This window comes from Brevibacterium sp. CCUG 69071 (assembly GCF_021023135.1).
GTDB lineage: Bacteria > Actinomycetota > Actinomycetes > Actinomycetales > Brevibacteriaceae > Brevibacterium.
Genome location: NZ_PGFV01000001.1, coordinates 401,794 through 424,643, shown reverse-complemented (window position 1 = coordinate 424,643; position 22,850 = coordinate 401,794). Strand labels below are relative to the sequence as shown.

The window sequence follows — 22,850 nt, the reverse complement described above, 5'->3', positions numbered from 1 at the left end:
CCGTTTTCCACAAGCTTTTCCACAGCTTCGAACGTCCCGTGGCGGATCCGTGCTCCTTTCACTACCGTGGAAGTCCGGACCGTTCGAACCAAGGGGCCAGCATGTTCAGGATCTTTCCCAGTGTTCCCATCACCTGGAGATCATCGTCGTGTGTGCAGTTCGGCGTCGAAGACCCGGTGCTCATCGATGGCCTGCTACCTGCCGACGTCAGCCTCGTCGAAGACCTTCGCCTCGGCGTCGGATCGGCCCAGTACTATTCGCGGGCCCAAGATCTGGGCGTCGATCTCTCCCGGGCCAGTTCGCTCATCACTCTCCTCGGTGAGGCCGGTGTGCTCATTCCCGAGGACGCCGAGGCGGCCACCGTGGCCAAAGGGTCACCGCTGCTGTCGACCGCACGCACCTTCGGTCTGTCCCCGGACAGAGTGTCCGCACTCCTCGCCTCACGACCGGTGATGGCCATCGGTCCTCTGCGGTCGATCACCGAGCAGTACCTCTCGGCCTCGGGTTTCGCCACGTCACCGGCCGTACGGGTCGAGGAACTCGATCTGCTCACCAACCCCATCGTCATCACCAGTTCCTACCTGGTTCCGGATCTCCACACCGCCATGTGGCTGACCGATCGCGAGATCGCTCACTGCCAGGTCGTCATCGGCGAGCAGTCCGTCGAAGTCACGGGACTCATCCGACCAGGAAGCACGCCCTGTACGATCTGCACGTGCCTGCACAGGCGCGACGTCGACGAGGAATGGCTCGATCAGTTTCCCCGCCTCCGGGCGCTGCCGGACCGGGAGAGCCTCGCCGATCCGCTGTCCCGTGTGGTGGGAGGCCTCAATGTCGTGCTCAGGCTGCGCCAGGCCCTGCTCGGAGCCGAGACCGAACCATTGAGAAGACTGATCTCATTGGCCACCGGTGCGGAGGTCGATGAAGGCCTGGACTTCCATCCGTCCTGTCATTGCCGAGTGCCCGTTCCCCATTTCGACTCAGTCGACCAGCAGGCTCAGTAGCCCCGCTCCGTAGAGTTCGAGCTTCGTCGCACCGATCCCGGGCACCCGTGCCAGGGCCTGCATGTCACGAGGTCTCATCTCGGCGATGACGGAGATCGAAGCATCCGTGAGCACCAGGTAGGGCGGAAGGCCGCGTTCGAGACCGACTCGGGCTCGCCAGCGACGCAGACGGTCGAGGAGTTCGAGGTCGACCTCGGCCGGACAGTTCGAGCAGCGGAAGAGCGCTCGGTCGATCTGTGAGACCAGAGCTCGCCCACAGTGACGGCATCGGTTCAGCTGCGCCGAGGTGATGGTGGGACGGTCTGATCCCTGTCCGTGATCGATCCGACCGAGTTCGGTGAGGAACCGTGACGCCTTCCGTGGACGCTGCTTGGATTCGTGACGCGAGAGCGACCAGCTCAGGCTCAGATCTGTTCCGGCACGGGTCACCGCGACGTAGAAGAGGCGGCGTTCTTCGGCGATGGCGCGCGGAGTCTGGGCATAGCTGATGGGAAGCAGACCTTCGCTCAGACCCACCAGGTGGACGCTGTCCCATTCGAGGCCCTTCGCCGCGTGGAAGGAGGCCAGAGTCACGCCTTCGATGTCGGGAGCAAACTGATGCTCGGCACGATCGGCCAGATCATCGAGGAAGGCCTCCAACGGCACCGGCAGCTCCTGCTCGGCCTGTCGTGCCTCCGCCAGGTCGACGAGCGCCTTGAGCGACTCCCATTTCTGTCGGCCGGCTCCTGCGCTCGGCGCCTGTCGGGTGAAGCCCAGCGAGCCGAGGACCTCGGCCACCACCTCGGGCAGCGGTCGTCCCCCGGAGGTGGCGCGCGCGGCCTTGAGCAGCAGCACGGCCTCCTTGACTTCTTTGCGAGCGAAGAAGCGCTCACCTCCGCGCAGCACATACGGAATCCCGGCGGCCGCCAGGGCCTGCTCGTAGGCGGGGCTCTGGCCATTGGTCCTGAAGAGCACCGCGATCTTCCGTGGTCGCCTGCCTGCGTGGATCTCGGCTGCGATGGCTTTGACCACGCCCTCGGCTTCGGCCTCGTCGGTGGGGTATTCGCGCATCGACGGCTGTCGACCGGGCGGGTTGTCCGAGCGCAGCGTCAGAGCGCTCCTCGAGGTGTGCCGGAGCAGGTTGTTCGCCGTCGACACAATGGCCTGTGACGAGCGGTAGTTGCGGACCAGGCGGATCGTCCTGGCCCCCGGCAGCGCATTGCTCAGAGAACCCAACAGGCTCGCATCGGCACCGGCGAACGAATAGATCGTCTGAGCCGGGTCTCCGACGACGCAGAGATTGTCACGCGGACCCAGCCAGCGAGTGAGGACATCGTATTGGAGCGGAGACACGTCCTGGAACTCGTCGACGACGAAATGGCGGTACTGCTCCCGGATCTCCGCGGCGATCTCGGGATGCTCGGCCAGGACTCCGTCGAGGACGAGGAGAACATCGTCGAAGTCCATCAGCCTGCCGCGCGTCTTCGCCTCCCCGTAGGCCTCGAAGATGCGAACCATATCCTCGACCCCCAGATCACCGGGCAGGTCACGGGAGGCAGCCTTGCTCGCATAATCGTCGACTCCGAGCAGCCCGGCCGCGGCGAATTCGATCTCGGAGGCGACATCGCGATTGAGCTCACGACTGGTCTCGAGGCCGAGACTCTGCAGCACGGAGCCGATGATGCCGGTCTTGTTCTCGATGATGCGAGGGAAGTCACCTTCGGCGAACCGGTTCCAGAAGAACCGCAGCTGACGCAGCGCCGCCGAGTGGAAGGTGCGAGCCTGCACAGCGGGGACTCCCAGGGTGCGCAGTCGCGACCGCATCTCGCCGGCGGCCTTCGCCGTGAAGGTGAGGGCGAGGACATGATTGGGCGGAAACACCTCGGTGGCGATGCCGTAGGCGATCCGATGTGTCATCGCCCGGGTCTTCCCGGTTCCGGCCCCGGCCAGGACGATGACGGGGGTCTCGAAATGGGTGGCGACGTCTCGCTGCTCCTCATCGAGGGCATCGAGCAGGGCATGGGCCGCAGCGCTCACACGTTGTCCAGCCAATTGGCCAGCAGCTGCCCGGCGATCGACACCGTCCCGGGAGCGCGAACGCTCTCGTTCTCTATGGCGGCGTTGAGCTCGTCCCGGGTGAACCATTTGAGGGACGCGATCTCGTCTTCGTCCGCAGCGAACTCACGGCTGGGGGCTTCGGCCGAGAATCCGAGCATCAGGGAACAGGGGAACGGCCACGGCTGCGATCCGAGATAGCGGGGGTTGATCACCTCGAGATGAGCTTCTTCGTAGACTTCCCGCGTGACGGCGTGCTCGAGAGTCTCGCCGGGCTCGACGAAGCCGGCCAGCAGCGAATACCGGTCGGATTCCCACGCGACGTTGTTGCCGAGCAGCACTCGTTCCGTGCCCTCGTCATCGGTGTTGACGATGACGACGATGACGGCCGGGTCCGTACGGGGGAAATGCTGGCTGCCGGTGTCCGGGTCCTCGCGGACCCAGCCGCCGAGAATGGGTCTGGTCGGGGTTCCCGTCCGCGGGGAGAACTGGTGGGCGCGGTGCCAATTGCCCAACCCGACGAGTTCGCAGGCCAGGGAGACCTCGACGTCGTCGAGTGCTTCGGCCAGCTGTCGCAGGGGCAACCAGGTCGGCTCTGCACTGTCGAGGCCGCCGCCGGGTGCGGTGAGCAGGTCGGTGGCGTCACGGGCCCGGGAGGCGACCAGATGCGAGTCGAGTTCGCTGCGTCCTGCGTCATCGAGCGAGACGCCGATGTAGCGGTCGCCGTCCGAGTCGCAGCCGAGGTAGATCTCGGTCTGTCCGGTCGGGACCAGTTCGCGGTCCGGGGAGAACAGGCCGCCGGCGGCGACGAGCAGCGCCCCGCGGTGTTCGAAGACCGGGTGTGCCCCTGCCTCCCACACCTCGGCGAGATCTCCGTCCTGCCCCCGGGTGAGATGATCTCGGTCGATTCCGTGGCGGGCGAGACTGATCGGTGTCACAGGTGGCAGCGGCTTCATGCCCTCCACGATAACGCAGGGTTCTGACGCGAAGTCCGCCGGTGCCGGAGCCCTCGGCACGGCATTCGCTGACACGCTCGGAGGCTCAATCCCGTGTGTCTGCCCATGGCAGAAGGTAGATTGGGCAGGGTGGATACCAAGGCACTCAAGTTGGCAGCGATCGGGTCGACGATGCTCGACGGCTTCGCCCCGACGAAATGGACGTCACTGCCTCCTCTGGGGGCCGGAATCAGGGTGCTCCTCGACGATGAGAAGCAGCAGCTGGTGGCGACGGCGCAGACGCGACTCGACCGCGCCGCCGATACCGGTTCGGCAGCCGAGGCAGCCCGCATCTATGACGTGATGTACCCCCATGCGGACTTCGCCTGGCCGCGTCTGCGCGCCCTCACAGAGGTCGAGCCCGAGTACTTCGACACCCCTGGGCCGACGACGATCACACTGTCCGATCCGCTTCCCGGCGCACCCCTCGGAGACCAGCCGATCGCCGATATCGCGCGCGCCAGCTCTCTGGCACAGGCGCTGGCGACTCTGCATTCCGCGGCGCCCGAACCTGTCTCCGAGGCAGGTTTCCCCGTCGAAGATCCGTCTCGATCGCAGTTCCTCATTCTCGAACGCCTCGACCAGGCGGCCGGGACGGGGCGTGTGCCGTCCTCTCTGCTTCAGCATTGGGAGGAAGAGTTCGAGAAGGTCGCCCTCTGGCATTTCCTGGCCACCCCGATTCACGGCTCCGTCGACGAGTCGAGCGTCTACACGGACCAGGAGCGGGTTCTCGCCTTGGCCGAGCTCGGACGCCTGCGCGTCTCCGATCCGGCTATCGATCTCGCTGCCGCCTCGGCGCTGATCGATCCGGCAGCGTTGCAGACCTTCTACGACGAATACCGCAACTCTCGGCCGCGAGCCGACGAGCACATCATCGACCGTGCCGAACTCTTGGCCGAGTTCGCCGTCCTCGATTGGCTGCTCGAAGCCGTCGATTCCGGCGATGAGGCGGCCATTCAGGACGCTGCGGACCTGCTGGCGAACTTCAACGAGATCCTCTTCGCCGACTCCTCGCAGCCGGGAGCGCACGAGGAGTCGGCGCCGACCCCTGAGGCGTCGCCGAACCAGGATCCGCCGCAGAGCACATCGGCAGGACCGAACGTCGAGGCTGCGCTCACCGAAGCCGAGAAGCCGGACTCATTCCGTCCGCAGGCCCGTGTATCGCGCACCGAAGACGGCCAGTCGGGCCGGGCCGCCGCCACAGTGAACCCCGACGAGGACGGCGATGACCGCTTCGTTGATACCGGTGATGACCGCTCCGTTGTAACCGGCACAGGCCTGTCCGTTGATACCAGTGAAGGCCGCTCCGGTGATACTGCTGACGCCGCCGGTGAAACCGATGCCGATCGCCCGAGGGCGGAAGCCGACGGTGCTGACACCGCATCGATCGATGACGACACGGTCGACGACGAGGACGGCGACGACACCGCACGGATCGAGCGTCCCTGACGGGACTCGGTGCGGTCTGACGGCGGCTCAGTCGGCCTCGTTGGCCTCCAACCAGGCGATGATCTCCGCCTCCTCGGGCAGGTCGGAGAACCGGACGATCTCGTCGCTGCCGACGAAGTAGAACGTGCCGGTGACCTCGCTGATCTCGGGGTGAGCGCGCTGGATTGCGAAGCGGTAGAGCGCCAGCTGCCACTTCATCACCTCGAGCACATCGTCAGCGGGCTTCTTCGAGGTCTTCCAGTCGACCACCTCGGCGTGCTCGTCGGTGATGAAGACCGCATCGATCTTCCCGGGTACCCGGAAGCGGCCGAGCACGAGCTCGAAGGACATCTCCACGTGATCGGCCGATCTGGCGGCGAACTCTGAGGACAGGAACGTCTCCTCCAGCCTCTCGATCGTCACCTGATCGATGGGACGCACGCGCTCGTCCTCCTCGACGTCGATGCTCGCCTGCCCGAAGTGATGCTCGACCCAGGAGTGGAAGGTCGTGCCGATCTCCGCGGCCCGGCTCGGCGGACTCGGAATCGGACGCAGGGTCTGAGTGAGGAAGCCCTCCGGATCGCGCCGCCACGACACGAGGGCCGTCGCCGACAATCGGTCGGGGACGCTGCCGTCCGAGGCGATTCCCGGGCGACTTCCGATCCGCATCGCCTGGGCGGCGTAGCGACCCACGGTCCCGGGCACCTCGGCCAATTCCGCAAGCTCGATCTCCGGTGCCGTCCGCACCCACTCCCCTGCCCGTCGCGCCGCACTGACCTGGTGGGTGCGCGGGACCGGCCACTGACTCGTCTCGATGCGGTCCTCTTCGGATTCCTCCGCCGGTTCGGGGATCTCGATGTCCATGCCGAGCGCCTCAACCGCCTCGGTGAGGAATGGGGAGAGCTCGTCGGGAGTCGATCGCGATCCCATCAGCTCCGCGCCGAGCCAGAGATGCCGTTTGGCACGGGTGAACGCCACATAGGCGAGGCGACGCTCTTCGGCCTCGTGGGCATCGGCGATCTTGGGACGGATGAATTCGTTGATCCACTCGTCGAGGGCCTTCTTGGTATCGAATGCGGCCTCCCGCAGATCGAAGTCGACGAGATGGTCACGGTCGCCTCGCAGCGGATAGGGCAGCGCGGTGCGCTCCATCCACCCTTCCTTGTCCCGTGGTTCGGTCGGAAAGTCCTTGACCACGAGCGACGGCACGGCCACAGCGTCGAACTCCAGACCTTTGGAAGCATGCACCGTCATGATGTTGATCGCATCCTCGGAGGCGTTCGGCTCGGCGACGCTCAGCGCATCCTGTGCCTCCATGATGCTCAGCCACTCGAGGAATCCGGGCACCGACGGTCGATCGACCGTGGCCGAATACTGGCTGGCGGCGGACAGGAATGCGTCGATCGAGGACCTGTGGAGTCTGCGCAGGGCATCGTTGAGGCCCCAGATGTCGGAGTCGATTCCGGTCTCGGTCATCGCCCGGCGGATGATCGAGGAGATGGTGCCGCTGCCCGAACGCACCGCGCGCAGGGCCCTGGCCAATGCGGTCAGCCGTTCACGTGCGATGTCGCTGAGACCCGATTCGCGAAGGTCGACGGTGAGGTTCCTCTCCCGTGACGTCTTCGCTCCCTGCTCGATCGCCCAGGCTGCGTCGATGAGTTCGTCGAGGCCTTCGACGATGGTCGGCTGGTCGATCGCCTCAGCGACGACCTCGCCCTGTCCTGCACCGAGCTCGGCGAGCCGACGGTCGCTCTGCCGACGGGTGAAGGAATTGAGGGCGGCGATGTCGCTGGCACCGAGGCCGCCCATCCGTCCGCTGATCAGACGCATCAGACTGTCCCCCGCCATCGGGTCGACCGCCGAGGTCAGGACCGCGCGCAGATCAGCCACGAAGGGATCGTTGAGGAGTCCGGACGAGCCGTGGACGTGGACGGCGAAACCGGCGGCCTCCAGTGCCGCTGACACCGGGGCGAAGTGGGCTCGCTTGCGACACAGTACAGCCTTCGTGGTGCCCGCGGGCAGTTCGGCGACCCATTCGGTCAGCGACCGGAGTCCCACGCTGAGATAGTCAGGGTCATGCGCCCCGGAGCTGACGTCGATGCTGACTTCGCCCTCGCCGGCACCGTCCCGGGCGGACAGCGGTGTCTCGCTGCTGTCGGTCAGACCCGCTGCGATCCGATTCGCGGCGACGAGGATGGCCCGGTCGTTGCGCCAGCTGGTGCTCAGGGTCAGCGATTCGACCTCTCGGAAGTCAGTGGAGAAGCGGTCCATATTGTCCGCACTGGCCCCGCGCCACCCGTAGATGGCCTGTCGGGGGTCACCGACCGCGGTCACTGCGGTGGTCGCGAACAGGTCGCGCAGCAGTCCCAGCTGCGCGACCGAAGTGTCCTGGAACTCGTCGAGCAGCACGATCGACCACCGAGCGCGTTCGGCCTCTGCCGCGGCCGGAACCTCGTCGATGATGCGCTGCGCGAACCGAACCTGATCGGAGAAGTCCATGGCCAGATTGCGACGTTTCGCTGCCATATAGGAATCGGCCAGTCGGGCCGTCCTGATCTTGGCTTCGAGTTTGGCCCGCCGACCGCTGGGGTCGACGGGTTTGCCCTTGCTCGAGACCAGTGCCTGAAGGCACTGCTCGAGGTAGTCGGTGACCTCGTCGAGGTCGCGTCCGTGATCGTTCATCGCACCGGCCAGAGCGATGATGTCGGCGATCATCGTCTCGCGTGAGAAGTTTCCGGGGATGTCCCCCGGGGCAGTCGCATCGATGATCTGCCCGGCGATCGTATGTGCGGCGGCATCGTCGAGGAGCACGGTCTCGGGTTCGATGCCGATGCTCGCCCCGTGCTCGCTGACGATCGAGGCGGCATAGGAGTTGTAGGTCGATACCGTCGGATTGTCCAGGCCCGGCAGTCTCAGGTCCGTGGCCATCCCGAGGTTATGGCGCAGGCGGGCGAGCAGAACGCGGATCCGACCGCCGAGCTCGCCGACGGCCTTGCGGGTGAAGGTCAGTCCCAGGATCTGCTCCGGAGCGACATAGTCGTTGGCCACCAGCCAGACGACGCGCTGGGAGATGACCGTGGTCTTCCCGGAACCAGCCCCTGCCGTGACCTTCATCGACTGCTGCGGGTCGGCCTCGATGATGATCCGCTGCTCCGGGCTGGGCGGGAATGCCTTGGCCGGATCGGCGGCCGTGAGTCGCGCAAGGTCATCGGCAGTGAACCGCATCAGGAATCCTCCAACATCTTCGGGCCGATGGCCGGGCAGGACGAGCGCACCGGGCAGCTCTGGCACTTCTGGGGCTCGACTCGGGCGGGGAACGACGCCGCACGCATCCTCGTCGACACGTCGTTGATGAGATGCCTGGCCCACTTGGGATCCTCAGCGACCTCGAGTGCCGGCTGCTCCCGTCTGGTCCTCGACGAGTTGCGCAGAAAGACGAGTTCGGCACCGTAGGCCTGCGCGTCGATCGTGCGACCGTCGGCGGTGGTGATGGTTCCGGAGTTGATCGCCTCCTGGTAGACGCCCAGCTGTGCATGCCGATCCATGTCCTTGCCCGGAACGACGTTCTTCCCGGTCTTGAAATCGACGATGCGCACACCTTCGGCTCCCTGCTCGACCCGGTCGAGTCGGCCGGTGACCTTCCATTCCCGGCCGGCCTCATCGACACCGGTGGCATAGACGGCCACTTCCACGCCGACGAGTTCTCCCTCGGTGTTCGTCACATACTCGCCGAGGCGGTCTGCCATCTTCAGGGCCACCTCCCGTTCGCGTTCCCGCTCCCAGTCGGCGTCGAATTCGAGAGCGGCGAACTCCTGGTCGACGTAGTTACGGATCGCCGAGGGCGGGCCCTGTGGGAACGTCTCGGCGGCGGCGTGGATGATCGTGCCCAGGTTCTGGGCGGTCGTGCCTGGTCGGTCTCCCCCGTTGCGGGTGAGGAACCACCGCAGGGAGCAGTCGGTGAAGGTCTCCACCTGGGACGGTGAGACCCTGACGGTGTCCTCGGGACCGAAGAGCGGTTCGGAGGAGGTGAGGTCCTCGCTCTCCCGCCACCGCTCCGGCGGCTCCACTGCCTGGCTGGTCCGCGCCAGGGAGCGCATCAGCGCGGCCCAGGTCCGCGTGTCCTCATCGGGAGGATCGTCCGTCGCTCCTGCGGCTGCCGGCTCGGCTCTGGCGGCAGCCCCGAGGAGCTGGGCACGCGCATGTGCCGCCATCTCCGGCAGCGACAGCGGTGGAAGCTCGTCCTCATGGGTGATCACGTATCCGCCGACGTCTTCGGTGCCCCTGGCGGTGCCTGCGGCGAGGACGTCGAAGAACGGCGACGGTTCGCTCTCCGCATCGGAGATCGCGGTGACGATGATCTGCTCGGTGGCGCGCGTCAGCGCCGTGTAGAACAGCTCACCCTCCTCACGCAGGTTCGTCCTCTTCGCATGCCCGTGATAGCCGGGATCCGAGGTCACCGGCTCCCCGGTGTGCAGCACGGAGCTGAGATCGTCGAGTCCGAGGATTCCCCCGCGGAGCTTCGGGTTGGGCCACACGCCCTCGTTGACCTCGGCGATGACGACCAGGGGTGTGCGCACGTGGGCCAGCGACGAGGCGGTGCCGACCCGCACGAGGTCGGCGTAGCCCGAGGTGGCGGCCAGTGAGTCCTGAGCGATGTCCTGCTCCGCGACGATCCCGGCGAAGGAGCGGGCGGTGAATCCTCCGCGATCGGCGATCTTCTCAGCCAAGGTGAACAGTCGCAGCACGGAATCCAGATGGGCGTTGGCTTCTGATTCGGGATCCCGCAGAGCTTCGGCCTGCCATTTCTGGGCGACTCCTGCGGCCTCCCAGATCGTCCACAGAGCTTGGTGCGGATCGGCCGGACCTGCCTCGGCGGCCGCGTTGAGCATGCGGGAGATGACGGCGAGCCCGGGCGCGGAGTCATCTCCGATCGGGCTGCGCAGCGCCATCGCCAGGGAGGCGGTGCTGCTGTCCGCGGGGAACTGTCTGCGTACGATTCGCCTGAAACGGCGGATCTGCACGGGATCGAGTCGGACGTAGATGCTGCCGGCCAGGGACAGCGCGAGAGCGGCGATCGATTCGTCATCGTCGAAATCGGGGGCAGCCGACAGGAGCTCAAGCAGCGGAGCCGTCGCCGGATCGACGTTGAGCGGCTGCATGATCGTGGCCGTGGCGACACCCGAGACGCGCAGCTCATTGGCGATGACGCGTGCTGTCGAGGTGTTTCTGCAGATCACCGCCACATCGGACCAGGAGTGACCGTCTTCGACGAAGTTCGTCACGCGTCTGGCCAGGTATCGGTACCCGGAGGAGGCACTGTCGAACACATGGGTCTCCACCGCCTCGGCGCCGGTCTCACCGCGAGCATCCGATTCCGCGGTGCCCGCCTCACCAGCGGCGTCCGGTTCCTTCGCAGCTGTCCCCCCGGCGGCATCCGATTCCTCGGCCCGGTCATCGGTCGGCTCGACGGCTGCCGGCCGCCGCGGCATGTGCCGCGGCATGTGGTGCAGTCGCCACCGGTTGGTGATCCGCCGACCGAAATCATCGACGATCGCGGCCACTCCGGGATCGATGCCTTTCACCTCGTCGAGGACGACGGTCGAGAAGTTCGGGTCCGTGGCGCTGCGATCGATGATCGAGGAATCGGCGCCGTGGAAACGACCGGTCACCGTCTCCGGGCTTCCGAACAGTGCCAGTGCGCAGCCCCGCTCGCGCAGCTGTTCGAGCATTCCCCAACTGGCCGCCGGAAAGTCCTGGACGGCGTCGGCGAGGACCACGGTGGGCACCACGTCCGGGGCGAAGCTCCACCGCCGTCCGACGGTCACCTCGGCAGGTTCGCGCAGAATGTCGAAGGCGGCACGGGCGAGTACCGTGGCCGAGTCGATGCCGCCGTAACCGGGCATGCTCATGATCCCCAGATACTCCTCGAGGATCTGCGCCACTGCCGCCCACCTCGGGTCGTCACAGTCCTCGAGGGCGCGGGCCAGAGCGCCGCGCCCGTAGTCGAAGACGTATTCCGGCTCGGCGTCCGCGCATTCGAGGGGAGACGGAAGCCGGACGCCGAAGTCGAATTCCATCACACGGTTGAGCACATCGCGCACCTCGGTGCGAAACGCCGAGGTGGACCGCACCTCGGCGGAGATCTCCGTCGGCCACACGGGACCGAGCCCGTGGCCACGTTCGTGCCCGGCGAGAAGATCGGCGAGGAACACGTCCTGATCGGCTCCGGAGACGAACTCCAGGTCCTCACCGGTGCGAGCGGAGTGAGCCGCCCGGGCGATGCCGTAGGCGAAAGACGAGAGGCTCCGGGCCGGTGCGGCCGAGAGCACCGCATCGGGAGGCACAGCCAACCGGTTGCGCAGCAGATCAGCATGGTCCCGGTTCGGGGTGAGAACGAGCACGGAAGCTGGGGACAGCTCGGTGACTAGCTGCGAGTAGACGGTTTCGAGCAGACTCGTCTTGCCCGTCCCGGGGCGACCGATGATCGTCGTCGACTCGCCGGCGAGCAGCTTCGCCTCGATGAGCTCAGTCGTTTCGTCCATAGTCGTATTCCATCATGGGCCACTGACACCGCCGCCGGTCCCCGGTCCCGCGCGTCGCAGTCGAGTCCCCGCAGCCGCTGTTGGCCGCAGATTATCGAGGATGCGATTTGGATGCATCGCTGTACGGATGCCGATTCGAAATTCCTGCGCATTTTTCGCGTAACATTGAAGAATGTCGAGTCCCCAGCAGAGATTGCCCCGTGAACAGCGTCGTGACCAATTGGTGGGAGTCGCACGGTCGGTCTTCGCCACCCGCGGTTACCGCACGACGTCGATGGACATGATCGCTGACTCTGCGGGTGTCTCGAAGCCGGTCCTCTACCAGCACTTCGCCTCGAAGCAGGATCTCTACCTCGCCCTCATCGACGACTCCGCGGCCCAGCTCGACTCGGCACTCGCCTCGGCGCTGGAATCGACCACCGATCCGCATGAGAAGGTCCGCGCCACCTACCGGTCCTATTTCGACTTCGTCGTCTCGCATCGCGAGGAATTCGTCATCCTCTTCAACTCCGATGTCTACGAGCCCGAAGCACAGCAGCGGATACGCAATCTGCGGGAGCGCTCGGCATCCCGCATCGTCGCCGCACTCAAGGACCATGCCGAACTCGCCGACGCCGAGGCCGCGCTCCTGTGCCGGACGCTCATCGGCACCGCTGAGGTCGTCGTCAAACAGCTCGAATCCGCCGGGGACCTCGACGTCGAGGCCACGGTGACTCTGCTGACGCAGATGAGCTGGGGCGGTCTGCAGTCCTTCGCCACGAAGTGAACGTCGGCCGGAAGAAAACACCGGTCCGCTGACGTTATGCTGAACACGACTCAAACCACGATCCGCACAAGGAGCACAATGGAAATCAAGATCGGCGTCAAGCAGACCCAGCGTGAGATCACCCTGGAATCGAGTGAGGACCCGAAGGAACTCGCTGCGCGCATCGAGGAGAAGCTCAAGTCCGACGAGCTCCTGACCTTCACGGACACGAAGGGCCGTCAGGTGTTCGTTCCGGCAGGCTCCCTCGGCTACCTCGAGATCGGCTCCGAAGCCTCGCGTCGCGTCGGCTTCAGCGCCTGATCCGACTCGTGCCATCGCGCGGAGTGTTCGCATTCTGCCGCGATGAGTGAATTCCATGTGAATGCGTGTGGACCCGGTCAACTGACCGGGTCCACACCCATTCACACCTCGCAGCCGCCGAGGAGGAGTGATGCCTTCGCCGCGAAGGCCGCCCCCAAATCCGCCGATGCTCCGGGCCGGACGGGTCTAAGCCACCAGCCCCAATGCCGACATTCGCCTCGAATGGTTCGCGGTGACGGCCGGGATCGCCTCCACGACGAGATCCTCGTTGATGCCCAGCACCGGGTCGGTGAGCAGATTGCGGGCCCGGCCGAGAGTCTCGGCCACGAGCTTGCGTCCCCAGAGCGCCAGACGAGAGGCCAACTGGGTGTCCACGGCCACATCGGAGGTCAGACGATTGCGTACATAGTCAGTGGCCCGTGTATCATCGAGAATTGCAACAGCCAGGCTGTATCCGGGCTCTCGGAGTTCGTCCACGGCCGTGCGGTAGAAATCATTCATGATCCCGTCGAAGACGAATCCCTTCATGAGGCTTTCGTACCAGTCGCGCGGACGAGTCCTTTCAGCCAGCACGGTGAAGGTCGGCTCGAAATGCCGACTGAGCTCGATCACATCCTGGCCCAGATGACTGATGTGCTGCGAGAGCTCTTCGAAGTTCGCAAAGGACTGCGAAGCCAAGCGTGCGAGGATGACCTTGTCATCCATGTGCACCGCAGTGGTCGCGTTGGTGGCCATTCGTTCGAATGCGGTCAGCTCGCCATATGCAAGAAGAGCGAGCGTCGCAGCATCATTACCGGCCAATGGGACAGAATCGGGCATGGCTCATAGCCTACCGGTTCACGACCATGACGAGCGCTGATGCGCTAAAAGGAGTTTTCAATATGGCGGAGACAGAACCGGATTTCGCGGAGCTGGGAGTCGCAGGACCGATCGTGGCCTCATTGGCGGCCTCGGGAATCACCCACCCCTTCCCCATCCAGGCGATGACGCTGCCCGTGGCTCTGTCCGGGGCCGACATCATCGGCCAGGCGAAGACGGGAACCGGAAAGACCCTCGGCTTCGGAATCCCGCTCCTCCAGCGCGTCGTCGGCAAGACCGAGGACCCCTCCGCGCCGCTCGATCCCGAACTGACTCCGGACATCGTCGATGACGGCGCCGAGGTGCGTCTGCCGCAGGCGCTCGTCGTCGTGCCCACCCGTGAGCTGGCCAAGCAGGTCGCCGCCGATCTCGTCACCGCCTCGACCCAACGAGACATCGACATCATGACCATCTACGGAGGCATGGACTTCGATCCGCAGATCTCCCGCCTCAAGGCAGGCGTCGACGTCGTCGTCGGCACCCCGGGCCGGCTGCTCGACCTCTACGGTCGCAAGATCCTCAAACTCCACAAAGTACGCACCGTGGTCCTCGACGAGGCCGATGAGATGCTCGACCTCGGGTTCCTGCCCGACGTCGAGAAGATCATCAATGCCGTGCCCGCGCACCGACAGACGATGCTGTTCTCGGCCACCATGCCCGGTGCGGTCATCACGCTTGCCCGCCGGTACATGAGCCGCCCCACCCACATCCGTGCCCACGACAACGAAGACCTGTCGCTGACCGGGAAGAACACGACTCAGTACGTCTATCGCGCCCACTCGATGGACAAGAGCGAACTCGTCGCCCGCCTGCTCCAGGCCGAGGGCCGGGGACGCACGATCATCTTCACCCGCACCAAGCGCACGGCGGACAAGCTGGCCGCCGAGCTCGGTGATCGCGGATTCCTCGTCAGCGCCCTGCACGGCGATCTCGGTCAGGCCCAGCGGGAGAAGGCCCTCAAGGGCTTCCGCGACGGCCGGGTCGATGTGCTCGTGGCCACCGATGTCGCAGCCCGCGGCATCGACATCGACGATGTCACCCACGTCGTGAACTATCAGTGCCCCGACGACGAGAAGACCTATGTCCACCGCATCGGCCGCACCGGTCGCGCCGGCAACTCCGGCGTCGCGGTGACCCTCGTCGACTGGGATGACATGCCTCGCTGGCGGCTGATCAACAAGGCCCTCGGCCTCGAGCACGACGAACCGGCGGAGACCTATTCGACCTCGCCGCACTTCTTCGCCGATCTCGGCATTCCCAAGGGCACCAAGGGCCGCCTGCCGCGTGCTCACGGTGAAGGTGACGAGGAGCGTTCGACCGGACAGCGTTCGGAGAGCCGAGGCCGCAGCTCGGAGGGACGCCGCGGCTCCGATCGTTCGCGCGGCGGCTCCGGCCAGCGCCGAGGCGGCTCCTCGGAGCGCCGGGACGATTCTTCGTCCTCCGGTGATGAATCCGGCAAGCCCCGTCGCAATCGTCAGCGCCGTCGCACCCGCAACGGCAAACCCGTCAATCGCGCTCAGGGCGGCCACTCCAGCTCGGAGCCATCCGCCGAGTGAGCCTCTGATCCGTCTGTCTCTCGGGCCCCGACCATTACGGTCGGGGCCCGAGCTCATCTCTGGGTTGCCGCCTAGGCCGCCGTGAGGTGGCAGTCGCGGTGCCCCAATTACATCACTTGGGAAACGACAGCACCAGGATGCAGCCCATGGGCGAGTCCGAGGATGACCGGGTTCGGAATCGCAAACGGCCAGTCATTCCCGGTGACCCGCGAGGGCCTCAGCCCTGGATGAAGTCGACTCCGCCGGGTCGGGTCCGGGCACGTTCGAGCAGCTTGGCCAACATGTGCTCGCTGGTGACATGCTCGCCGAGGCGGTTGGGTTTGCCGGTGCCGTGATAGTCGCTCGAGCCGGTGATGATCAGATCGTGCTGACCGGCGAGTCGGCGCATGACCTCACGCTCATTGGGCGGATTGTCGCGGTGATCAACTTCGAGGCCGTCGAGGCCCGCCGCGATGAAATCGGCCATCGCGGAATCCGGGACCACCAGCCCGCGCATCGCCGCCCGAGGATGAGCGAAGACCGAGACTCCCCCGGCCTCGCGGATCAGCCTGATCGCGGTGATCGGATCGATCGTGGGCAGGCTGACATGGTACTTACCCTGACTCGAGAGGATCGAGGCGAAGGCCTCCGTCCGGGTCTCGACGATCCCCGCAGCCACGAGGGCATCGGCGATGTGCGGTCGACCGATCGTCGCATCCTCACCCGAGACCGCGAGCACGGCGTCCATGTCGATCGGATAGTCCTCGGCGAGGAGTTCGATGATCAGGTGCGTGCGATCGAGTCGGGCCCGCCGGGTCTCCTCGACGACCTCGGCCAGACCGGTGTCATAGGGGTCATGGAGGTAGGACAGCAGGTGCACACTGATGCCTTCATGGCGACAGGAGATCTCCATTCCCCGCACCAGACCGAGCCCGTAGACGCGTGCGGCCTCTTCCGCGGGAGCCCAACCGGCGGTCGTGTCATGATCCGTGATGCCGATGACATCGATGCCCTCCATCGAGGCTTCGGATATGAGTTCGGACGGGGTTTGGGTCCCGTCCGAGAATGCGGTGTGCACATGGAGATCAATGACCATGTGCCCAGTGTATCCGCTAGCGAACCACCTCCTCGTCGCCGTCCGCCGGCACCGGTGATGATGCCTAGAATGGAACCATGACAGCGCAGACCGAAGACAGCTCAGAGACGACCCAGGCACTCAACGACCGCGTCAACAACCGCTCCCACCGCCCCAACTCCCGAGCCTTCCGCGATTTCGTCGCCGAAGGCTGGGATCGCACCCCGCTCAATGCCGAGGCACTCGCGGCCGCCGGTTTCACTCCGGAGCGCCGAGCCAAGGTCTCTGCGGCCTTCCCGGGAGAACGGCTGGTCATCCCGGCAGGCGGGCTCAAGGTCCGCTCGAACGACACCGACTACCGGTTCCGGGCCCATTCGGCCTTCATCCACCTCACCGGCCTGGAAGGTGATTCCGAACCGGATGCCGTCCTCGTCTTCGAACCCACAGACGATGGCCACACCGTCACCCTGTACTTCCGTCCGCGTGCCGGTTCGGACACCGAGGAATTCTTCTCCGACTCCCGCTACGGCGAATACTGGGTCGGACCGCGGGCCGACCTCGAAGCCATGTCGACGATAACGGGCATCGCCACCGAGAGCTCCGCAACCGTCGACGATGCCATCACCAAGGACCTGGGAGCGATCTCGGTCCGTCTCGTGCGACAGGCCGATGTGCGCATCGACTCGGTCATCGATCTCGCCCGCACCCAGGTCCAGGCCGATCTCGAGACCTCGGAGGCCGGAGACGCCGAATTGGCGCAGACTCTCTCCGAGCTGCGCCTGATCAAGGACGAGCACGAGGTCGAGGCGCTGCGCGAAGCCGTGGCGATCACCCGCGCCGGGTTCGACAATGTCGTGGCCGCCCTGCCGCAGGCCGTGTCCCATCGCCGGGGCGAGCGGATCGTCGAGACCGCCTTCGAGACCGCCGCCCGTTCCGACGGCAACGGAGTCGGCTACGACACGATCGCGGCCTCCGGCAATCACGCGTGCACCCTGCACTGGATCCGCAATGACGGTCAGGTGCACGCCGGCGACCTCATCCTCGTCGATGCCGGAGCCGAGGCCGATTCCCTCTACACCGCCGACATCACGCGCACTCTGCCCGTATCGGGAACCTTCAGCGAGGTTCAGGCCAAGATCTACGATGCGGTGCTCGACGCCGCCGATGCCGCCTTCGCCGTCGCCGCCGAGCACGTCTCACGTCCGGTGAGGTTCCGTGAGGTCCATGAGGCGGCGATGGCCGTCATCGCCGCCCGCCTCGAAGAGTTCGGGATCCTACCCGTCAGCGCCGCCGAATCCCTCTCCCCCGAAGGCCAGCAGCACCGCCGGTGGATGGTCCACGGCACCAGCCACCACCTCGGCCTCGACGTCCACGACTGCGCCCAGGCCAGAGCGGAGATGTACCTCGACGCCGTGCTCGAGCCGGGAATGGTGTTCACGATCGAACCGGGCCTGTACTTCAAGACCGATGACCTCCTGCTGCCGGAGGAGTTCCGCGGCAGCGGAGTCCGGATCGAGGACGATGTGCTCGTCACCGACACGGGAGTGGAGAACCTCTCCGCGGACTTCCCCCGCACCCGCGCCGAGATCGAGGCCTGGGTGCAGGGACGATGACCCTCGGACCGATGCGCGGTCGCGGACTTCTCGAGATCCCCGGCATCGGCCTCGGCCACGCCGGGCAGCTCTCCCGCGAACGGCTCACCGGAACCACGGTCATCGTGCCACCGGCCGGAGCGACGGTCGGCGTGGACGTCCGGGGCGGGGGTCCGGCGACGCATGAAACGGACGTCATCGCCCCGGGAACGCATTCCTATGGTGCCGACGCCATCGTCCTCACCGGCGGGTCCGCTCTGGGTCTGCGGTCGGTCAGTGGAGCCGTCACGGCCCTCGCCGAGGCGGGGCGGGGCTTCCCCGCCGCCGGCCTTCCCGACACGGTGATTCCGATCGTCCCCGCGGCAGGGATCTTCGATCTCGGGCGCGGGGACGCCGGGGTGCTGCCACCCACGGTCGAAGAAGGTGCGGAAGCCGCCCGAGACGCCTTGGCAGTCCAGTCATCAGCTGAAGAACTCGGGTCCCCGGCCGGATCCGCACCGACGCACTCGACCTCCCAAGGCCCGCTCCCGGCGGTGCGCGGCAGCATCGGGGCCGGCACCGGAGCACGCTCGGGATTCCAGAGCCTGCGCTCCTCGATGGGTTCCTTCGCGATCCGACTGCCCGGCGGTCTCACCGTCGCCGCGCTCGTCATTGCGAACTCGCTCGGCACCCTCGGAACCTCCGCGGGCTCCCTGTGGGCCCGAACACTGCTGCACTCGTACGGACTCGATCTGCCCGAACTCGATCACCTGCCCGCACCGCCGGAGACCGCGGCCGCCGATGCCACGCCCACGGCCACCTCGGCGAAGAACACGACGATCGCGGTCGTCGCGACGAACGCGGCCCTCGACACGGCGCAGGTCACTCGGATGGCGTCGGGAGCCCATGCCGGGATCGCCCGGGCCGTGCACCCTTCGCACACCCTCTACGACGGCGACACCGTCTTCGGTCTGGCCACCGGAACCCGGGCCCTGCCGACCGGCTTCTCCGAGGCGACCCGAGAGCTCGTGACCATCACCGCCGCGGCCGCCGACGCTCTCAGCCTGGCGATCCTCGATGCCCATGTCTCTGCGGCTCCCACGGAGGGCACCTGGGGTCAGCCTCCGACCCTGTCCGACATTGCGCCGGAGTTCGTCGAGGCATTCACCGCTCTGCCCTGACCTGGTTACGGCACTCGCCCCGGGCCTCCGCCACCCGAAGGTGAGGGACGCCCGGGGCGAGTCCGGCGTGTGCGCTGTGCGTCTGCGGGCCGAACAGCCGGCCCGCAGACGCGCAGGGTCAGGAGATCAGTCGGCCTTCGCCGCTCCCGCTTCCTCGGAGTCGAGTCCCGGACGGTCTTCGCCGGTGGTCTTCTTCTCCTGCTGGAGGTCGAAGCCGTCGTTGCGCAGCAGCTTCTCGGACTGCGTGGCGGCGGCCTTCTCGTCCTCGACGACCGTGAAGCGCACCGTCTCGGTGAACTCGCGGCCGTAGCGGTCGGTGCCGGTCACCTCGGCGCTGTGCGTGCCCAGGTCGAGGCCGGCCGGGATCGGGGTCCGCCACAGGTGCGAGCTCGTCTGTCCGACGCTGCCCGAGGTGCGCAGGTTCTGCGAGGCGGTGTACGGATCGGTGTATTCCCATCCCTTGTTCAGGGCCTCGCCCTTGCCGGGCTGGGTGTGCTCGGCCTGGGCCGGTGACTTGCCGTCGAAGCTGACCTCGACGCGGGCATCGGAGGTTCCGGCGAGGAAGCTCGAGGTCAGCCAGGTGTCGCCCTGCTTGAGGTCATCACGGGTGACGACCTTCTCGGAGATCGCCTCGGGAGCCTCGCCCTTCTTGTCGGCATCCTGCCAGTCCTGAGCCTTCTGCGCCCAGTCGCGCCACTCGGGAGAGTTCACGCCGAGCAGCAGCTGGTGGTCATCGGATTCGTTGCGGACGGTGTAGCGCTCGCTGCGGCTGGCACCGTCGAACTGGAGAGTGAGGATTCCGGGCTCGGAGCCGTCCGAGGTGAAGGAGTACGGCAGTCCGTCGGCGTTGAGCCCGCCGGAGTACCAGTCACCGGAGACCGCACCCGCGACGATCTGCGTGTTCGGCAGTTCGGGGATGCCGGCGGCGGCCCATTCCTCGCGCTTCTCGCCAGCGACGAGGTTCTCCTGCGTGTGCGTGTGTCCGCCGATGGTCACCGCGTTCGGGTAGTCGGCGATGACGTCGTAGAAGTCCTTGGCGTTCTCGACGACGACATCCCGGTGGGTCACGATCGGTGCGTGCGTGGCGACGACGACCTGAGCGTTCTTCGGCACATTGGCGAGGTCGTTGCGCAGCCATTCGAGCTGGTCTTCGCTGATTCTCTCCGTGTACTTCTTCGTCTCCGCGTTGCCCGAGTAGTCGATCGAGTCGAGCACGACGAAGTGGGTCTTGCCCACGTCGTAGGAGAAGTGATCGGGACCGAACTGGTCGCGGAACGTGTCGAGTGCGTGCTCGTCGTCCGGTGAGTCGTAGTCCTGATCGTGGTTGCCGGCCGCGGCGCGCACCGGTCCGTTCATGTTCGAGTAGAGATCGCGCAGATCGGGGTTGAGGCTGAGGTCGTCACCGACGTTGTCTCCGAGGAGGAGGACACCGCAGCCCTGGTAGTCGTCGCGATCGGCGAGGTCGCCGACGGCACCGTCGCGAGCGTAGCCGACTTCCTTCTTGTCATAGGTCTGGGTGTCCGAGGCGATGGCGCAGTCCTGCTCCGCCGAGGCGGTCGAGGAGGACTCGATCATCGGGAAATTCACGGCCTTGGGAGTGTCCCCGGTGGGCTTGATGCCCCCGTACTTGAGCTCGGGCGAGCCTTCCGGCAGATGGTTGTAGCTGAACTGGGCGAAGTTGTCCGAGTCGACCGGAACCTGCCACCCGGAAGGCTGGGTGATCGAGACCGTCATGTTCTCACGTACCGGCAGGCTGTAGCGTCCCTGCCCGTCGGTCTGCACCACGTCGACGCCGTTGGACACGGCGACCCCGGGCACACCCTTCTCGTCTCCGTCGAGCTTCGAGTTCTCGTTGACGTCGTCGAAGACCTGTCCGGTGAACTTCTCCGGATCGGCGGCCTTGCCGCGGTCGACCTGGACGTGGCCTTCGTAGCTCTCGGCGGGGGCATCGGCCGCCGCGGCTGCCGAAGAGGCGAGCAGCGGGGTGAGCAGGGTCAGTGCCGCGCAGGCGCTGAGACCTGCGGCGGCATGTGGGCGGATTCGTCGTGCGGGCATGGATGTCTCCTGTGTTCGACTGTGGCGGTATCTGCCGAGAATCGACCCTAAGGAGACCGAGCGACAACGGGATGAAGCACACAGGGCCTCTTGATGAATAGGAAGAGGATCGGGTATGGAACACCGGGCCCATATCGTGTGGAGTCTCACGTCGCTCGGACAGGGATTCCGCCTCCGCATGCCGATGAGATCCGGCGCATCCGCCCCTCCACCACGTAGTCTGAGGGTATGAGTGGTCCACCGAAAAGAGTCTTCGTCGCCCGCCTCATCGCCGTCCCCGTCTTCGACCCCCTGGGCGATCAGGTCGGGCGTGTCCGCGACGCCGTCATTGTCTACCGGGCGACCATGCGCCAGTTCCCTCGGGTCATCGGTCTCGTCGTCGAAGTCCCGGGCCGCCGCCGCGTCTTCGTGCCCATGGGGCGAGTCACCTCCATCGACTCCGGGCAGGTCATCACCACCGGCCTGGTCAACATGCGCCGCTTCGAGCAGCGCCAGTCCGAGACGCTCGTCGTCAATGACCTGCTCGACCGCAGGCTGCGACTTCGCGAGGACAACTCCCCCATCCAGATCGAGGACGTCGGCATCGAACAGCAGGTGAATAAGGACTGGGAGGTCACCCGCCTGTTCGTTCGCAAGGTGGCCGAACGCAGCGCGTTCTCCGCCTTCCGCCGGCGGGGAGAGACGAAGCAGATCGACTGGACGGACGCCGACCATCCCGCGGACTCCGCCGATGATCAGGAAGCAACCCAGCTCATCGCCGCCTATCAGGACACGAAACCGGCCGACCTCGCCGATGTCATGTTCGAGATGAATCCGGAGCGGCGCCTCCAGGTCGCCCGCGCCCTCGACGACGAACGCCTTGCCGACGTCATCGAGGAGCTTCCCGATGACACCCAGGTCGAGCTGCTGTCCGCTCTCGACACCGAACGCGCCGTAACCGTGCTCGAGGAGATGGAGCCCGATGACGCCGCCGACCTCCTCGGCGAGCTCAGCGACGAACAGGCCGAGCGCTTCCTCGCCCTGATGGAGCCCGATGAGGCAGAGGACGTACGCACCCTGCTGTCCTACGACGACGACACCGCCGGCGGTCTGATGACCACGGAGCCAGTGATCCTGACCCCGGAGACCACAGTCGCCGAGGCGCTCGCCCACGTCCGCCGGGAGGACCTGCCCGCAGCCCTGGCGGCCGCCGTCTTCGTCTGCCGTCAACCCGTCGAGACGCCGACGGGAAAGTACCTCGGTCTCGTCCACATCCAGGAGATGCTGCGCCACCCGCCGCACGAGGCGGTCGGCATCATGCTCGACACCGAGGTCGAACCGCTGCCCCCCGATTCGCCGCTGGGCGAGGTGACCAAGCTCCTGGCCGCGTACAATCTGGTCTCGGTGCCGATCACCGATGACAACGACCGCCTCATCGGCGTGGTCACGGTCGATGACGTCCTCGACGAGCTGCTGCCCGAGGATTGGCGCACCACCGGTCGCGACGATCACAGGAGGGGATAGAGA

The 22,850-nt window shown here is 66.3% G+C and carries 15 protein-coding genes; 8 read left to right on the top strand and 7 right to left on the bottom strand.

The window, feature by feature from the left end; all coding sequences use genetic code 11:
- The first annotated feature begins 101 nt into the window (after positions 1 to 101).
- On the top strand, positions 102 to 1,004 hold the full coding sequence (locus CV023_RS01940) for a hypothetical protein (RefSeq protein WP_230743786.1): 903 nt from the start codon (positions 102 to 104) through the stop codon (positions 1,002 to 1,004).
- On the opposite strand, the gene CV023_RS01935 is transcribed toward CV023_RS01940, so the two are convergent.
- Positions 981 to 3,020, bottom strand: a complete 2,040-nt coding sequence (locus tag CV023_RS01935) for an ATP-dependent DNA helicase UvrD2 (protein WP_230743785.1) — start codon at positions 3,018 to 3,020, stop codon at positions 981 to 983. The two genes, CV023_RS01940 and CV023_RS01935, sit on opposite strands and share 24 nt — an antisense overlap.
- Positions 3,017 to 3,994, bottom strand: coding sequence for an NAD(+) diphosphatase (gene nudC, locus CV023_RS01930; protein ID WP_230743784.1), 978 nt, complete (start codon positions 3,992 to 3,994; stop codon positions 3,017 to 3,019). Before nudC ends, CV023_RS01935 begins: the two co-directional genes overlap by 4 nt.
- A 129-nt stretch (positions 3,995 to 4,123) precedes the next feature.
- Here nudC and CV023_RS01925 point away from each other — a divergent pair, with 129 nt between their 5' ends.
- On the top strand, positions 4,124 to 5,482 hold the full coding sequence (locus tag CV023_RS01925; RefSeq protein WP_230743783.1) for an aminoglycoside phosphotransferase: 1,359 nt from the start codon (positions 4,124 to 4,126) through the stop codon (positions 5,480 to 5,482).
- 27 nt (positions 5,483 to 5,509) lie between these two features.
- Here the strand turns inward: CV023_RS01925 and CV023_RS01920 are convergent, their stop codons facing one another.
- Together CV023_RS01920 and CV023_RS01915 are read right to left on the bottom strand one after the other, a co-directional pair.
- Complete coding sequence (locus tag CV023_RS01920) at positions 5,510 to 8,686, bottom strand: ATP-dependent DNA helicase (protein ID WP_230743782.1); 3,177 nt, start codon at positions 8,684 to 8,686, stop codon at positions 5,510 to 5,512.
- Positions 8,686 to 12,003: a PD-(D/E)XK nuclease family protein gene (locus CV023_RS01915; RefSeq protein ID WP_230743781.1), complete on the bottom strand. Its 3,318-nt coding sequence runs from the start codon at positions 12,001 to 12,003 to the stop codon at positions 8,686 to 8,688. The genes CV023_RS01920 and CV023_RS01915 overlap by 1 nt, the downstream gene beginning before the upstream one ends.
- 172 nt (positions 12,004 to 12,175) lie before the next feature.
- Here CV023_RS01915 and CV023_RS01910 point away from each other — a divergent pair, with 172 nt between their 5' ends.
- On the top strand, positions 12,176 to 12,769 hold the full coding sequence (locus CV023_RS01910; protein ID WP_230743780.1) for a TetR/AcrR family transcriptional regulator: 594 nt from the start codon (positions 12,176 to 12,178) through the stop codon (positions 12,767 to 12,769).
- A gap of 78 nt (positions 12,770 to 12,847) precedes the next feature.
- On the top strand, positions 12,848 to 13,069 hold the full coding sequence (locus CV023_RS01905; protein ID WP_230743779.1) for a DUF3107 domain-containing protein: 222 nt from the start codon (positions 12,848 to 12,850) through the stop codon (positions 13,067 to 13,069).
- Positions 13,070 to 13,255: 186 nt separating this feature from the next.
- Here the strand turns inward: CV023_RS01905 and CV023_RS01900 are convergent, their stop codons facing one another.
- The gene (locus CV023_RS01900; RefSeq protein WP_230743778.1) at positions 13,256 to 13,888 is read right to left on the bottom strand and encodes a ferritin-like fold-containing protein; all 633 of its coding nucleotides are present in this window, start codon (positions 13,886 to 13,888) and stop codon (positions 13,256 to 13,258) included.
- A gap of 62 nt (positions 13,889 to 13,950) precedes the next feature.
- Between CV023_RS01900 and CV023_RS01895 the strand changes: the two genes are divergently transcribed.
- The gene (locus CV023_RS01895) at positions 13,951 to 15,483 is read left to right on the top strand and encodes a DEAD/DEAH box helicase (protein WP_230743777.1); all 1,533 of its coding nucleotides are present in this window, start codon (positions 13,951 to 13,953) and stop codon (positions 15,481 to 15,483) included.
- 217 nt (positions 15,484 to 15,700) lie between these two features.
- Here the strand turns inward: CV023_RS01895 and CV023_RS01890 are convergent, their stop codons facing one another.
- On the bottom strand, positions 15,701 to 16,558 hold the full coding sequence (locus CV023_RS01890; protein ID WP_230743776.1) for a PHP domain-containing protein: 858 nt from the start codon (positions 16,556 to 16,558) through the stop codon (positions 15,701 to 15,703).
- 77 nt (positions 16,559 to 16,635) lie between these two features.
- On the opposite strand from CV023_RS01890, the gene CV023_RS01885 reads away from it, so the two are divergent.
- Entirely contained in the window at positions 16,636 to 18,150 is a 1,515-nt protein-coding gene (locus CV023_RS01885; RefSeq protein ID WP_230743775.1) for an aminopeptidase P family protein, read from the top strand.
- A complete protein-coding gene (locus tag CV023_RS01880; RefSeq protein WP_230743774.1) occupies positions 18,147 to 19,289 on the top strand; it encodes a P1 family peptidase in 1,143 nt (380 codons plus the stop codon). Before CV023_RS01885 ends, CV023_RS01880 begins: the two co-directional genes overlap by 4 nt.
- Positions 19,290 to 19,415: 126 nt before the next feature.
- On the opposite strand, the gene CV023_RS01875 is transcribed toward CV023_RS01880, so the two are convergent.
- The gene (locus CV023_RS01875; RefSeq protein WP_230743773.1) at positions 19,416 to 21,344 is read right to left on the bottom strand and encodes a calcineurin-like phosphoesterase C-terminal domain-containing protein; all 1,929 of its coding nucleotides are present in this window, start codon (positions 21,342 to 21,344) and stop codon (positions 19,416 to 19,418) included.
- 228 nt (positions 21,345 to 21,572) lie between these two features.
- On the opposite strand from CV023_RS01875, the gene CV023_RS01870 reads away from it, so the two are divergent.
- Entirely contained in the window at positions 21,573 to 22,847 is a 1,275-nt protein-coding gene (locus CV023_RS01870) for a magnesium transporter MgtE N-terminal domain-containing protein (RefSeq protein ID WP_230743772.1), read from the top strand.
- Positions 22,848 to 22,850: the final 3 nt, after the last annotated feature.

Coding starts and splice junctions, on each gene's coding strand:
- CV023_RS01940 (WP_230743786.1), top strand. CDS start 102: ATGTTCAGGATCTTTCCCAGTGTTCCCATCACCTGGAGATCATCGTCG.
- CV023_RS01880 (WP_230743774.1), top strand. CDS start 18,147: ATGACCCTCGGACCGATGCGCGGTCGCGGACTTCTCGAGATCCCCGGC.
- CV023_RS01895 (WP_230743777.1), top strand. CDS start 13,951: ATGGCGGAGACAGAACCGGATTTCGCGGAGCTGGGAGTCGCAGGACCG.
- CV023_RS01890 (WP_230743776.1), bottom strand. CDS start 16,558: ATGGTCATTGATCTCCATGTGCACACCGCATTCTCGGACGGGACCCAA.
- CV023_RS01885 (WP_230743775.1), top strand. CDS start 16,636: ATGACAGCGCAGACCGAAGACAGCTCAGAGACGACCCAGGCACTCAAC.
- CV023_RS01920 (WP_230743782.1), bottom strand. CDS start 8,686: ATGCGGTTCACTGCCGATGACCTTGCGCGACTCACGGCCGCCGATCCG.
- CV023_RS01905 (WP_230743779.1), top strand. CDS start 12,848: ATGGAAATCAAGATCGGCGTCAAGCAGACCCAGCGTGAGATCACCCTG.
- CV023_RS01870 (WP_230743772.1), top strand. CDS start 21,573: ATGAGTGGTCCACCGAAAAGAGTCTTCGTCGCCCGCCTCATCGCCGTC.
- CV023_RS01910 (WP_230743780.1), top strand. CDS start 12,176: ATGTCGAGTCCCCAGCAGAGATTGCCCCGTGAACAGCGTCGTGACCAA.
- CV023_RS01900 (WP_230743778.1), bottom strand. CDS start 13,888: ATGCCCGATTCTGTCCCATTGGCCGGTAATGATGCTGCGACGCTCGCT.
- nudC (WP_230743784.1), bottom strand. CDS start 3,994: ATGAAGCCGCTGCCACCTGTGACACCGATCAGTCTCGCCCGCCACGGA.
- CV023_RS01915 (WP_230743781.1), bottom strand. CDS start 12,003: ATGGACGAAACGACTGAGCTCATCGAGGCGAAGCTGCTCGCCGGCGAG.
- CV023_RS01875 (WP_230743773.1), bottom strand. CDS start 21,344: ATGCCCGCACGACGAATCCGCCCACATGCCGCCGCAGGTCTCAGCGCC.